The 13,081-nt window shown below is 28.0% G+C and carries 14 protein-coding genes; 1 reads left to right on the top strand and 13 read right to left on the bottom strand.

Annotated features, from left to right (window positions below):
- Positions 1–5 precede the first annotated feature (5 nt).
- The 11 genes from HRT41_08890 to HRT41_08840 all read right to left on the bottom strand — a co-directional run bounded on the left by HRT41_08890 (position 6) and on the right by HRT41_08840 (position 9,827).
- Positions 6–566: a ferric reductase-like transmembrane domain-containing protein gene (locus tag HRT41_08890; protein NQY24138.1), complete on the bottom strand. Its 561-nt coding sequence runs from the start codon at positions 564–566 to the stop codon at positions 6–8.
- Positions 566–1,504 carry a protein-methionine-sulfoxide reductase catalytic subunit MsrP gene (msrP, locus tag HRT41_08885; protein NQY24137.1) on the bottom strand — a complete coding sequence of 313 codons (939 nt, stop codon included), beginning with the start codon at positions 1,502–1,504 and terminating at the stop codon, positions 566–568. Before msrP ends, HRT41_08890 begins: the two co-directional genes overlap by 1 nt.
- A 70-nt stretch (positions 1,505–1,574) precedes the next feature.
- A complete protein-coding gene (locus tag HRT41_08880; protein ID NQY24136.1) occupies positions 1,575–2,756 on the bottom strand; it encodes an NnrS family protein in 1,182 nt (393 codons plus the stop codon).
- An 82-nt stretch (positions 2,757–2,838) separates the two neighbouring features.
- On the bottom strand, positions 2,839–3,345 hold the full coding sequence (gene tpx / locus HRT41_08875) for a thiol peroxidase (protein NQY24135.1): 507 nt from the start codon (positions 3,343–3,345) through the stop codon (positions 2,839–2,841).
- Between the two features lie 14 nt (positions 3,346–3,359).
- On the bottom strand, positions 3,360–4,193 hold the full coding sequence (locus HRT41_08870) for a S1 RNA-binding domain-containing protein (protein ID NQY24134.1): 834 nt from the start codon (positions 4,191–4,193) through the stop codon (positions 3,360–3,362).
- 59 nt (positions 4,194–4,252) lie between these two features.
- Complete coding sequence (locus tag HRT41_08865) at positions 4,253–5,056, bottom strand: metal ABC transporter permease (protein NQY24133.1); 804 nt, start codon at positions 5,054–5,056, stop codon at positions 4,253–4,255.
- Positions 5,057–5,082: 26 nt separating this feature from the next.
- On the bottom strand, positions 5,083–5,829 hold the full coding sequence (locus HRT41_08860; protein ID NQY24132.1) for a metal ABC transporter ATP-binding protein: 747 nt from the start codon (positions 5,827–5,829) through the stop codon (positions 5,083–5,085).
- Between the two features lie 44 nt (positions 5,830–5,873).
- Positions 5,874–6,578 (bottom strand): YdcF family protein, encoded by a 705-nt coding sequence (locus HRT41_08855; GenBank protein NQY24131.1) that lies wholly within the window; start codon positions 6,576–6,578, stop codon positions 5,874–5,876.
- Between the two features lie 2 nt (positions 6,579–6,580).
- On the bottom strand, positions 6,581–8,347 hold the full coding sequence (gene amrS / locus HRT41_08850) for an AmmeMemoRadiSam system radical SAM enzyme (GenBank protein NQY24130.1): 1,767 nt from the start codon (positions 8,345–8,347) through the stop codon (positions 6,581–6,583).
- A complete protein-coding gene (gene amrA / locus HRT41_08845; GenBank protein ID NQY24129.1) occupies positions 8,347–8,892 on the bottom strand; it encodes an AmmeMemoRadiSam system protein A in 546 nt (181 codons plus the stop codon). Before amrA ends, amrS begins: the two co-directional genes overlap by 1 nt.
- Positions 8,893–8,894: 2 nt before the next feature.
- On the bottom strand, positions 8,895–9,827 hold the full coding sequence (locus tag HRT41_08840) for a ferrochelatase (GenBank protein NQY24128.1): 933 nt from the start codon (positions 9,825–9,827) through the stop codon (positions 8,895–8,897).
- Positions 9,828–10,035: 208 nt separating this feature from the next.
- On the opposite strand from HRT41_08840, the gene HRT41_08835 reads away from it, so the two are divergent.
- Entirely contained in the window at positions 10,036–10,314 is a 279-nt protein-coding gene (locus HRT41_08835; protein ID NQY24127.1) for a cytochrome C, read from the top strand.
- Here the strand turns inward: HRT41_08835 and ccoS are convergent.
- Both ccoS and HRT41_08825 read right to left on the bottom strand, forming a co-directional pair.
- Positions 10,298–10,516: a cbb3-type cytochrome oxidase assembly protein CcoS gene (gene ccoS / locus HRT41_08830; protein ID NQY24126.1), complete on the bottom strand. Its 219-nt coding sequence runs from the start codon at positions 10,514–10,516 to the stop codon at positions 10,298–10,300. The genes HRT41_08835 and ccoS overlap by 17 nt on opposite strands.
- A 2-nt stretch (positions 10,517–10,518) precedes the next feature.
- Complete coding sequence (locus HRT41_08825) at positions 10,519–12,987, bottom strand: heavy metal translocating P-type ATPase metal-binding domain-containing protein (protein NQY24125.1); 2,469 nt, start codon at positions 12,985–12,987, stop codon at positions 10,519–10,521.
- Positions 12,988–13,081: the final 94 nt, after the last annotated feature.

Genomic DNA, 13,081 nt, shown 5'->3' with positions numbered 1-13,081 from the left:
AAGCTTTACGCTTTTATCTTTTCTTTAAACGTAAAGAATTTTGTTTTTTTATTTATTTTTGCTAATAAAATGATTGCAAATACTCCTAAATACGTAAACTGTAAAATAGACAAAGATTTTTGTGCCATTACAAAATGAATCGTTGTTAGAATTAAAACTAAATACAAGACTTTATGATATTTATTGTACTTTTTAAAAAGTTTTTTAGTAGAGGTTACACTCATAAATACTAAAGCAGTAAATGAAATCATGCCTAAATAAATAAAAGGTTTATCCAAGGTTTCTTCCAGTGCAAACAATACATCCAATTCCATATCTAAAATTAAAAAATTTGCCATATGTAAAGAAGCATAAAAAAAGCCAAATAAACCAATTAATCGTCGATGTTTTACAAGTTTTTTAAACCACAAAGAAAGTGTTGTAGTAAAAAACAAAATCGCAATAGCAGAACTTCCTGTAATAGAGTAAATATATTTAATAGGGTCACTTGCATTTTGAAAAACAAACAACTCAAGCAACATATAAACTAAGGGTAAAAAAGCCACAATCCAGATAATCTTTTTCATTAAAAATGCTTTCTTAAATCCATATCAGTGTACATATGTCCTACTTCTTTTTCATAACCATTAAAGAGTAAAGTTTTTTTCTTAAAAAATGAGCCTAAAACTCTTTCTCTTTTTTGTGTCCATCTTGGATGATCCACTTTTGGATTCACATTGGCATAAAAACCATATTCATTTTTATTTTGTGCTTGCCAAGTATTTAAAGGCTCTTCGTCTAAAAAGGTAATTTTATCAATAGATTTAATTGATTTAAAACCATATTTCCAAGGCACTACTAAACGAATAGGTGCTCCATTTTGTCCTTCTAGGGTTTTACCATACAAGCCAACAGCCAAGAGTGTCAAAGGATTCATCGCTTCATCCATACGTAAACCTTCTACATAAGGATACGTAATAGAAGAAAATACTCCCCTGCTTTGATCGGGAAAGATTTCAGGATCATATTTGGTTGTAAATTTTACATATTTGGCTTTTGATAAAGGCTCTACATCTTCTATTAATTTTTTTAGTTCAAAACCAATCCAAGGAACTACCATAGCCCAACCCTCAACACATCTGAATCTATAGATTCTCTCTTCAAGCGCGTACTTTTTAATCAAATCTTTTACATCAATGGTAATAGGGTTTTTAACCAAACCATCAATAGTAATTTTCCAAGAACTTGTATCCATATCTTTTGCTAAATCTTTTACTTTTTCTTTAGAAGTAGTAAACTCATAAAAATTGTTATAAGAAGTGATTTCTTTAAAAGTATTTAATTTTAAATCATTTGCATTTGCATCTTTTAAGTATTTTAGGTTAGAAAGAGGCAAATTCTCTTTTGCCATAAGGTCAACCAAAGCAGAAGAAGCAACAATACTAGCAGCTCCTAATTTTAAAAAATTTCTTCTTTTATTAAATAAAACTTCTGAGGTAACATCTTTTGCGCTTAACTTCTTCATGTGAATCCTTTATATATACCCTAGTATATACAAAGAATATAAAGCCTTTGTTTATTAAAAATAAAAAGCGTTATTTTAATAAAATCTTTAGATATTTAAAAGACCAAAGACACAAGGTTAGTAATAACAATAAAAGTGTTATTTTAATAAATAGAAGATATAAAAAATTTGTATTAATAAATAAAGCAGAAATAAATCTTAAAATTACTAAAAACTGAAGAAAAATAAAACAATAAACAGTGATTTTATTAGCATGTGGTGTTTGTCCTGAATGTCCTAAAACTACTCTTGTTGCAAAACCCAAAAGAATACTAAGAAAAAACCCTAAAGCAAAAATATGAATAACTGCTTTTTCAAAATATATTCCATAAAAATAAAAAAGAGATTCGCAAATAGAAACAAAAAAACCAATAGGGATCCATAATAAAGAAAGATGCAAAATCCATAAAATAGCTTCACTGTTTTTAATAGGAAGTTTCCAACGTAACAACTCTTTTGTAAAAAATACAAATAAAGGAATATCTGCTAGAAGATTTAAAAGTAAAGAATCAAAGCTCATGATTATTACTTTTAAAAACAATAAAACATATATAATTTCCATTAAATACTTTGATTTGTTTATCACATAACCAGGTGTTTTTCCACGTGTAAAAAAGGGCACCATACGCTGTGATACGGCAAAAATCAAAGAAAATAAATAAAGATAAAAACCTGCATTTAAAGCAAGAGAATGTAACAAATAAGAATATTGAAATTCAAAAAAAGAAAGAAAGTATAAAAAATGAGCTGTAAGTCCCGTAAAAAAAGAGATTAATATCCATTTTGCATCGTATTTGTCTTCAACTTTTGATTCTTTATAGAGTTTAAATAATAAAGAAAAACTAAAAACCTGGGCTAGAAAAATAAAAAAAGCAAAAAACATATAATAAGTAAAAGAAAAAAGAAGTGCTAAGAAAAAGGAAGCTGTTGCAAAAAAGTAAATATAAAAATGTTTGATATAAATTTTTCTTGTAATCGATGTAGTATTTAAAAAACGAGGAAAAACCGTATATAAAAAACCAATAAAAAACTGTGGGAAAACTACAAATATCAAAGCATAAGAATGATAGTCATGTAAAGATGCTTCAAGATAAATAAGTGAAGAATAATTTAACAGCAACAAAAAAAGGAAAAGTAATAAAAAAATAAGCGCAGTTGAGAAAAAGACTTTGTGCGCTTGAGAAGAAAAAGAAGAAAACCAAGATAAAAACATAAAACATCCTAAATATGTTCGAAAACATTTAAAGGAGTATATCAGGCTCTTAGTTTAATATCCTTGACTAAAAACAATAAATTTAAGCGTTTTTTACTGCTTCGTATATTCTTTTGTAATTGGGTTCATGAGTGATATCATCACAAAGCTCTTTATATACAATCACACCCTTTGTATCTATAACAAAAATAGCTCTTGCACATAAACCTTCTAAAACAGAATCATCAATTAAAACACCATAAGCTTTTGAAAAAGACTTGTCTCTGAAATCTGAAGCAATTTTTATATTTTCAATGCCTTCTGTTGTACAAAACCTTCCCACTGCAAAAGGCAAATCTTGTGAAACAACACTTATTTCTACCCCTTTTAAAGAAGATGCTTTTTCATTAAACTTTCGTGTTTCTTCTGCACATACATCTGTATCTAAAGAAGGCACTGTTGCAATAATTTGAATAAAGTCTTTTTTACCACCTACGTCTATATCTTTTAAATCTTGTGAACATAAGGTGATACAAGGAGCAAGATCGCCTACATTTAATAAGTTACCACTTATGTTAACAAGTTGTCCTTTAAGTTTTGTTGTAATCATTGTTTCCCTTTTGTTTAACAAACACTAATAGTATTTGAAGTTAATATAATTTTTTTATTTTCGATTAGTTTTGTAAGTGTTGCTTTAAAGGATTTTTTGCTAATTCCAAAAACATCCTTGATATCTTCAGCATCACTTTTATACGTAAATCCAAGCTCACCGCCATTTTGTTTTAAAATATCTAAGACTTTTTCTTCAAGATCATTAATATTTTTTTCACCAATTTTTTGCAAAGAAATATCCATCTTTCCATCATCTCTTACATACTTAACATAGGCTCTTTTGCTGCTTCCAATTTCGATGTTCTCAAAAACCTCATTGTGAAAAATCATACCTTCGTATTTTCCATTTACAACAAGTTTATATCCTAAAGGACTTTTTGCATAAACAACAACTTCAACTTCATCATTTTTTGTGAAGGTTTTGGGAGCATCTTCTAAAGAAAACTTTTCTGTTCCAATTAATCTTCCTGTATGTTCATCTTCTATTATACGAACAACTCTTGTTTGTCCTACGCTAAAACTTGATTTTTGTTTGTTTTTAGGTACTAATAAATCTTTTGGTAGATCAATATCAACAAAAGCACCAAAAGGAAGTAAATCAACTACTTCAACAGAAACAATATCACCCAAAATTCCTTTAGGTGTTAGTGTAGTTGAAATAAGTCTGTCTTCTGAATCTGTGTAAATAAATACTTTTATGTCATTTCCTACATGCATATCATTTGTTATATATGCATTTGGAAGTAAAACTACTTCTTCATCTTCTGCTATTAAATACAAGCCTGGTTCTGTGACTCTATCAATACGAAGTGTATTGATTAATCCTAATTCTATTCTTTGGTCCATGTTTTTCCGTTTTTACAAATGTAAATTTGTTTTTCTTTATTATAGCTAATATTTTTTTCTTATTGTTTTATTTTTTCAATACTTTTTGCAAAAAACAGACAAAATACAGAAACAAGTATAATACTTGCACCTGAACTAATATCATAATAATATGAGAGTAACAAACCAATAATTGTAAATAATGCCGCAAAAAAAGAAGATAAAAACATCATTTTTGAAAGATTATTTACATACATTAATGAGATATAAGTAGGTATGGTTAATAAAGCAATTACCAAAATCAAACCCACTACTCTAATAGCTGCAACTATACATAAAGCTGCCATTACAAGTATGAGTGTATAAAAGAATTTAACACTAATTCCTCTTAAACTTGAAAACTGTGCATCGTATGAAACTGCTAGAATTTCTTTGTAAAAATAAAGCACTAAAGAAATAAGAAGAACATCCAAAACAAACATATAAAGAATATCATTATAAGAAACAGCCAAAATTGAACCAAATAAATAAGACATAAGATCCACGTTATAACCAGGTGTCAAATCAACAAAAATAATACCAATTGCCATTCCTGCAGCCCACATAATTCCAATAATACTGTCTGCTTTGTTTCTATTGTTCAAAGTAATAATAGCCACAATAATAGCAGATATTACCGCAAAAACAGTTGCACCAAATAACACAGGAAGACCTAAGTATATGGCAATACCAATACCTCCATACGAACTATGAGCAATTCCTCCTGCTAAAAAAGTAATACGATTAACAACAATTAAGGAGCCAATAACACCAGAAATAATTGAAAGCAATAAACCTGCAAGTAAGGCATTTTGAAAAAATTCATAACTTAAGGCTTCAAGCATTTAACTCTCCTTTTAAAAAAACTATATTAATGTTCATGATTACACTCATGTATTATATTTTTACCCAAAGCGCTTAATAATTCAACCTCACATAAATGCCCAGAGGTGTTGCTTAAAGATTTTGATATTTTATCAAGAGTATGAAAAACCAAATTTTTATTAACATGGGCCACATTTTTTGCATAGTTTAATAAAACAGAAATATCATGAGAGATAACAATAATACTCATGTTCTTGTTTAAATCGGATAATAAGTCATAAACATCTTGTTGACCTTTTACATCTATACTTGCTGTTGGTTCATCTAAGAAGAGTATTTCAGGGTGTGAGCATAAAGCACGAGCTATAAATACTCTTTGTCTCTGCCCTCCACTTAAAGAACCTATTTTAGAATCTTTAAAATCAGCCATTTCTACTTGACGCAAAGAATGCATTCCACACTCAATATCTTCTTTTGAATAACCAAAAAGTCTTCTTTTCTTAACTTGATGGCCCATTAAAACCACTTCTAAAGCAGTAATAGGAAAATCTAGATTTAAGTTGGTATTTTGAGGCACATAACCAATAACAGAATCCTCAATGTGATAAGAAATCATATTCTTTTTACTTTTAAGTATTTTAAGTATGAGTTTTACTAAGGTAGTTTTACCACCCCCATTGGGTCCAATTATGGCTAAAAAATCATTTTCTTTTATCTCTAAAGAAATGTTTTCCAATACAGGTGTTTTGTCATAAGCAAAAGATAAATTATTAATTTTAATTAGAGTTTTCAAATTTTAAACTTTTTTGGGAATTATACTAAAAGCTATGTATTTTGTCAATTAAACAGTTCTTTTATATCTAACCATAAAAGACCCAAGTATTCATGAAATGAGACCTCTGTTTTTTGCAAAGAAGAAGCCATAGGAAGAGAGAGGTAATAATTGTCTTTTACTAAAAAACGTGTCGGTGCAGCTATGACATTTAATCCTTCTTTTTCAAAAATCCTCATAGCTCTTTTCATATGGTAAGCAGAAGTCACTAAAAAAAACTTCTCGTTTTTTACAATCTCTTTCACGCTTAGAGCTTCTTCTTTTGTATCTTTAGGTGATTCTTGAATTAGAATATCACTTTGAGGAATTCCTAGGGAGATTAATTTCTTGGCATTTATAAGGGCTTCTGAAATTTCACCCCTACCTTTATACCCAGAAGTAATAATCTTGGAGCCTTTATTTAAATAATATAAACGCAAAGCTTCATAAGCTCTACTTTCATAATCGCCTCCTAAAAGCAAGATATACGACGCTTTTTGATTCAAAGGTACTTTTTCATAAGTATTTTCTAAAGGTGCAAGTACTTTATTTGCTAAAGGGCCATAAGAAATGAAAAATATCCATAAAAAAGAAAGACTTAAAAAAACTTTTGCCCTTTTATAGGAATTCAAATATAAAAAAATCAAAGCAATAAAAGCTAAAATAAGTCCCAAAGATAAAGGCATTAAAAAAGCGGATATGATTTTTTTAAGTATAAAAGTGTATTCCATTTTTAATCTCCTACAATAAATGAAGTATAAGCAACTACTCTTGTTTCATCTTTAGTAACTTTTGCACTGGTACAAGAATGTAATTCTATATTTTTAAGGTTTTTATTTTTTTCTGCCAATAAAAGAGCTTTTAGTCCTGTCATTCCACAGGCTTCACTTTTTTCTAATGCTTCTAAGTTCTGTGAAATAAGAGCTTGTACACAGTGTTTATCAATAATATTTGATTCTTCTTGACTGTGAAAATGACTTAAATCTGTTGAAATAACTAAAAGAACATCATCTTTATTTAAAAGTTTTTCAAACAATATACTTAATTCTTTAGCGCTTAGTTTACCATATACAATTTCAATAAGAGATGCATTTGGAAAATAGTGTTTTATAAAAGGGGCTTGTGTTTCTGTTGAATGTTCTGCATGTGCATTTTTGTTAAAGTACAAATATGAAAATTCATTTTGCAATTCTTTTATAAATGTTTTGTTTATTTCAATATTTCCTAAAGGTGTTTCATACGTATCATAACTACAAACACTGGCACCTTCAAAAGATATTTTGTGGCTGGGTCCAATAATTATTAGGGTTTTATACTTTTGATACGAACTTAAATAATACGCAATATTGGCTGTAAAACCAGAATATATATAACCTGCATGAGGAACAATTAAAGCTTTTATATTATTTAGAAGTTTTTTATAAGTAAAACCTTGATTAAAATGTTCAATATATCGCAAAATTTCACTTTTTTCTTCTGGATAAAAAGTGCCAGCTACAGTCATTTTTCGTTTTGTCATAAAAACTCCTTCTAGTTTTTTGGAACAAGAACAGCTATCATTGTCTAAAGTATTTTCCAAAGTATTAAAATATACTCTGTGGATTAAAACCTTATTACACTTTGTACATCTTGTATGATTATCTAAGCCTGCATTTCCAATATACACATGCTTTAAGCCTAAATCTTCTCCTATTTTTTTGGCACTTAATAAAGATTCTTTTGACGTTCTAGGAAGATCGAGTTCTTTATAATCAGGATGAAAAGCAGATAAGTGCCAAGGAATTTCATCTCCTAATTCATCTTTTATAAACTTAGCAATTTTGTATATTTCTTCTTTCGAGTCGTTTTTACTAGGTACCAATAAAGTTGTGATTTCTAGGTGAATATCTGCTTTAGCAAAAAATTTAAGATTTTTTAATAATATATCTAAAGAACCTCCTAGTTTTTTATAATACTCATTGGTAAAACATTTCAAATCTACATTTATGGCATCAATAATTCCTATCATATCACTAGCTACTTCAGAACTTTCAAAACCATTAGAAACATATACCGATTTAATATCGTATTTTTTAGCTTCTAAGGCTATATCTTTTGCATAAGGGTAAAAAATAGTGGGTTCATTGTAGGTATAAGAAATAGATTTACACTTATGTTTTAAGGCTAAGTTTACGATGTCAATGGGGGCAAAGAATTTTTCTTTATTTATTTTTTTTTCTTGTGAGATACCCCAATTTTGACAAAAAGTACATTTAAAATTACAGCCAACTGTTCCTAAAGATAAAGATTGACTCTGGGGATAAAAATGATACAAGGGTTTTTTCTCAATAGGATCTATATTCATAGCAGCAATATGTCCGTACACTAAACAATCTATTTCATCACCTGTGTTTTTATTAATACCACATATTCCCACTTGATCTTTTTTTATAGAACAATAGTGTGAGCATAAAAGACATATTAGTTTTCCTTTGTTACTGTCTTTTTTAAAATATTTCATTATTGTATTTTTTTTACTTCATAGGTGAAAATTCTAGGATTTTCTTCTAAACAAGAATAAGGAAGACCTGCTTTTTTACATAAAGCATCAAAAAAAAGCTCAAAACTGTTTAATTGTTCCCAAACTTGAGGTAAAAAGGTTGCGCTATTATTTCCATGCTTTAGTATTACACCATGTGTATTTATTTTGATTTTAGATTTTAAATCATCTACATTTGAATATTTCACTTCTAAAGAAGAGGATAAAAGAGAAATCTCTATGTGAATATTTTCAAATTCTTCTTTTGTTAAAGGAGCAAACCGGGGGTCTCTAAAAGCAGCCGCTTTTGCATTATGGATAAGATCTTCTAAAAGTATTTTGTGGGCTTGTAAGGAGCCTATACAGCCTCTTAATCGATTGTTAAGTTTTAAAGTAACAAAACTAGCTTCTACTTTATTTAAAAGCTTGTGTTCTTTTAATAGAAAATCTTTTTTTATATAAATCTTAGGATCAAATTCTTCTTTTATTGCCGCATATACAATTTCTAATAAAAGATTATTTTCCATGTTTATTCTTTTATTAACTCTTCAATAAAAGAAACAAAAGCATCTGAGTCATTGACACAAGGACAAACTTTATAGTCACTAATACCGTGTGATTTTGCAATTTCTCTGTATTCTATATCTAACTCAAATATAGTTTCTGAGTTATCAATTATAAAAGAAATAGGATAAATTAAAACACGTTCATTTTTAAATTCTTTTAATTTATCATCCAAGGAAGGTGTAATCCATTTCATAGGCCCTACTTTTGATTGATACGCTAAATTAACAGATGTAAATTCAAGGTCCTCTTTTTTTAATTTTTCAATTAAAATAGCTACATGTTCCCTTACTTGTTCTTGATAAGGATCCCCTGCATCAACAATTTTTTGAGGTAAACCATGGGCCGAAAAAATTAAATTGTAACCTTTCGTACTTAATACAGATTTTTTAATATCATTAATTATAATAGTATTAAAAAGATCATTTTTATAAAAAGGCTCAATAATTCGTGTTTTAAAATTAAAGTTTTTGACATTCATGAAATCTTCTAAGGAAGATTTAGTTGTTGTTGTAGAGTATTGGGGATATAAAGGCAGTAATACTAGTTCTTTAATATTTAGCTCTTGCAAAGAATCGCATGCTTCTTGGGCAAAAGGAGGGGTATAACGCATAACTTGTTTTACTTCATAGTTTTCTAGTTTATTGTTTAATTTATTAACTAATTTTATAGTAATAGAATGAAGAGGAGAAGAACCACCAATTTTTACATAGTTTTCCCAGGCTTTATTTAAACGCGATAATACAATTATTTTTGCCAGACAATATCGTAAAAAAGTACTTTTAAAAGTTATGATATTTTTATCATTAAACATGTTATTTAAAAATAGTTTTAATTCATCTTTATTTCTAGCGCCACCCATATTCATTAAAACCAATGCTTTATTTTTTTGCTTCATTTTTTTCCTATTCTTAAACCCAACACTTGATTCATTTTTTGTATTTTATCATATTTTATATATAAAAATTAATATATTCCCAATAAAATATTAAGCAGAGCTATAAATATAACTTTATAATTAAATTTACTTAAAAACTAAGAAAATTATCTAAGTTAATAATAATACAAAAAGGGTAAAATAATTGTTACCAAACAGAAGGCTCAGCGTGAAGAAAACTTTTTTTATCTTTTTTTTATTAACATCTACTCTTTTTGCTAATATTTTTTCTGTATGCGCATCTTGCCATGGCTTTAATGGCAATGAAAAAGCCTTAAGTAAATCCCAAATAATAAAAGGTTGGAGCAAAGAAAGAATTACTTTTGCACTACAAGGTTATAAGAATGGCAGTTATGGAGGAGAAATGAAAGGTATAATGAAAGGGCAAGTTATGAGACTTAGTCAAAAAGATATTAAAGAACTGGCACTTCTTATTTCGAGTTTTTAAATTTATTTTTTGCTTCACTAATCTTTTTTTCTTTTTTTACCGCATCGTTTAAGTCATCTTCACTGTCAAATAATAAACCATCCATCATTTTAGAAGTATCATCAAACTGCCCTGTTTTTGCACCCCAGATAAAAAATCCCAAAATAATAAAAGAAAGAAATAAACCAACAAATAACATCATAAAGAGCGTATCTGAAATCATAATTAACCTTTGTTTTTAATTCTAAGTGAATTCAATACTACTATTAATGAACTTAGACTCATAGATAATGCTGCCACTAAGGGAATCACTAATCCAAAAACAGCTAAAGGAATAGTAATCATATTATAAACTAAAGAAATTAAAAGATTTTGTTTAATAAAAAAATACGTTCTTTTTGACAAAATAAGTGCATCTTTTAATGATTTAAGAGAGTTATTTAAAATAACAATATCTGAAACTGAAATTGCAATATCTGTACCACTTTTCATAACAATGGAAACATTAGCATAAGATAATGCCAAAGCATCATTTACTCCATCTCCCACCATAATAACTCTTTTGTTCTGTTCTTTCAAACCTTTGATATAATTTGCTTTTTCTATGGGATTTATATTTCCATAAAATTCTTTAATATCTAATTCTTTTGCAATCTTTTCTACAACATTAATATTATCACCACTCAAGATAACTGTTTTTATATTGTTTTTCTTTGTATAAGCAATAAAATCTTTTGCATCATCTTTTAATTCATCTTCTAAAGTAACACAGGCAAATACTTCTTTATTAATACAAAATATATACTCAGAAGAAGAACTTTTAAAAGAAGTAGATATATTATGCTCTTTTAATAAGGAGCTACTTCCACCTAAAAGCTCAAAACTCTCTTTTTTGATATTTTCATAAAAAGCACTTAAGCCCTTTCCATTAATATTTTTAATTTTATCTATCTTTAAATATTCCAGATCACTGTATTTTTCTTCTAAATACTTTTTAAGTGCTTTTGAAATAGGATGAGTAGAAGAATCCACTAAAGAATACATTAAATTAAGATGGAAAATATTATTATTACTTAACTTAAAGTCTTTGACACTCAAAAGTCCATTTGTTAAGGTACCCGTTTTATCAAGAACCATTACATCTGCTTTTGCCATTTCTTCAATGTATTTGGCTTCTTTAAATAACAAACCTTTTTTTGCCAAACTTGATATTCCAATTAAAGAAGCCATTGGTGTTGCTAACGCTAAAGCGCAAGGACAAGCAATTACTATTACAGAAATAGCAACAATAAAAGATTTCTCAAATACAGAAATATTTCCATAAGAAAAACCCATAGATAAACCCAAAAAGTACCAAGTGAAAAAAGTTCCTAAAGATATACCTAAAACAAGAAGGGAAAATACTTTTGAGAATTCATTGGCTTTTTCTTCAATTTTAGGTTTATGATTTAAGGAATCTTCTAACAAAACAACAATAGAATTTAACGTAGATTTTTCATAGGTTTTTAAGGCTTTATATTGAATCAAAGAACCTAAATTAATACTAGAGCTGTAAATTGGGTCTTTTTCTTTTTTGTCAACACTTAAAGATTCACCACTTAAAGCGGCTTCATCAAAAGAACTTTCATAGGCCAATAATTCACCATCAACACAAGCTTGTTCACCTGTTTTAAGCTCCAAAACATCGCCTACTTTAATTTCAGCAATAGCTACAACCTTTTTTCCGTCTTTTTTAACTAAGGTTGCAAATAAAGGTACTTTTGATTTAATAGTATCCAAGGTATCAAGGGCGGATTTTTTTCCAATGACTTCTAAGTATTTACCTACTAAAACAAAAGTAATAATCATGCTTACAGAATCAAAATAACTTTCCCCCGCACCCCCTAATAGAATATATAAAGAATATACATAAGATAAACCAGCCCCTGAACAAACTAAAAAATCCATATTAATGATTTTGTTTTTCAAAGCATAATAAGCACCCTTAAAAAAAACACTCCCAGAATAAAACAATACAGGAGTACAAAGTATAAACTCAGCCATATGGATCATATGTTTTATATCATCATCAATACCTGTAAAAAAGCCAGTATATTTAGCCACACCCAACATCATAATATTCACAGAGGAGAAAACCGCTACCATCATTCTAATAAAATAATCTTTTTTTGCTTCACTTGCATTTTCATCTGCTAAAGAAACTTCGTAAGCATAAGCATCGTAACCAATAGATCTAATTTTTGAAATAATACTTGATAATTTAATTTCATTTTTATCAAAAATAATTCTGGCTTTATTATTCGTAAAATTTATCTTAGCTTCAATGATTCCATCTGTTTCAAAAAGAATTTTTTCGTTTAACCAAATACACGCTGCACAATGAATTCCCTCAATGATTAAATCAATATGAGAGAAACCTTCTTGGGTTTCTTTTACATAATTTGAAAAAAAACTGTCTTCATCAAAATTATTTAAATCATTTTTTTCGTATTTTTTAACAGAAGCTAAAGTTTTACTTCCAAGCTTATTATAAAAAGAACCTAAATCCTCATCTTGTAAGAGATAATAAACGCTTTGACAGCCTTTACAGCAAAAGAATAAGTTATTTTCTTCAATCATTATTTCATTTTTAAAAGCAATTTGACAGTGATTACATTTTACACTCAAGGCATTTTTCCTAGTAAATTCATTCATTTTTATTATTTAATAACTTTTATTATTTTTTAACTTTTACAATCTAAATTATATAGATATTATGATATTATTATTTATCTAAGGATAATAATAT

The sequence above is a fragment of the Campylobacteraceae bacterium genome, assembly GCA_013215945.1.
Lineage (GTDB): Bacteria > Campylobacterota > Campylobacteria > Campylobacterales > Arcobacteraceae > NORP36.
This window is presented reverse-complemented; position numbering and strand designations above follow the sequence as displayed.

What these genes read in the sequence shown, in the direction of transcription:
- HRT41_08865 (NQY24133.1), bottom strand. Translation starts at nt 5,056, where the DNA reads ATGCTTGAAGCCTTAAGTTATGAATTTTTTCAAAATGCCTTACTTGCA.
- HRT41_08890 (NQY24138.1), bottom strand. Translation starts at nt 566, where the DNA reads ATGAAAAAGATTATCTGGATTGTGGCTTTTTTACCCTTAGTTTATATG.
- HRT41_08825 (NQY24125.1), bottom strand. Translation starts at nt 12,987, where the DNA reads ATGAATGAATTTACTAGGAAAAATGCCTTGAGTGTAAAATGTAATCAC.
- HRT41_08870 (NQY24134.1), bottom strand. Translation starts at nt 4,193, where the DNA reads ATGGACCAAAGAATAGAATTAGGATTAATCAATACACTTCGTATTGAT.
- amrA (NQY24129.1), bottom strand. Translation starts at nt 8,892, where the DNA reads ATGGAAAATAATCTTTTATTAGAAATTGTATATGCGGCAATAAAAGAA.
- tpx (NQY24135.1), bottom strand. Translation starts at nt 3,345, where the DNA reads ATGATTACAACAAAACTTAAAGGACAACTTGTTAACATAAGTGGTAAC.
- amrS (NQY24130.1), bottom strand. Translation starts at nt 8,347, where the DNA reads ATGAAATATTTTAAAAAAGACAGTAACAAAGGAAAACTAATATGTCTT.
- ccoS (NQY24126.1), bottom strand. Translation starts at nt 10,516, where the DNA reads ATGATTTCAGATACGCTCTTTATGATGTTATTTGTTGGTTTATTTCTT.
- HRT41_08855 (NQY24131.1), bottom strand. Translation starts at nt 6,578, where the DNA reads ATGGAATACACTTTTATACTTAAAAAAATCATATCCGCTTTTTTAATG.
- msrP (NQY24137.1), bottom strand. Translation starts at nt 1,504, where the DNA reads ATGAAGAAGTTAAGCGCAAAAGATGTTACCTCAGAAGTTTTATTTAAT.
- HRT41_08880 (NQY24136.1), bottom strand. Translation starts at nt 2,756, where the DNA reads ATGTTTTTATCTTGGTTTTCTTCTTTTTCTTCTCAAGCGCACAAAGTC.
- HRT41_08840 (NQY24128.1), bottom strand. Translation starts at nt 9,827, where the DNA reads ATGAAGCAAAAAAATAAAGCATTGGTTTTAATGAATATGGGTGGCGCT.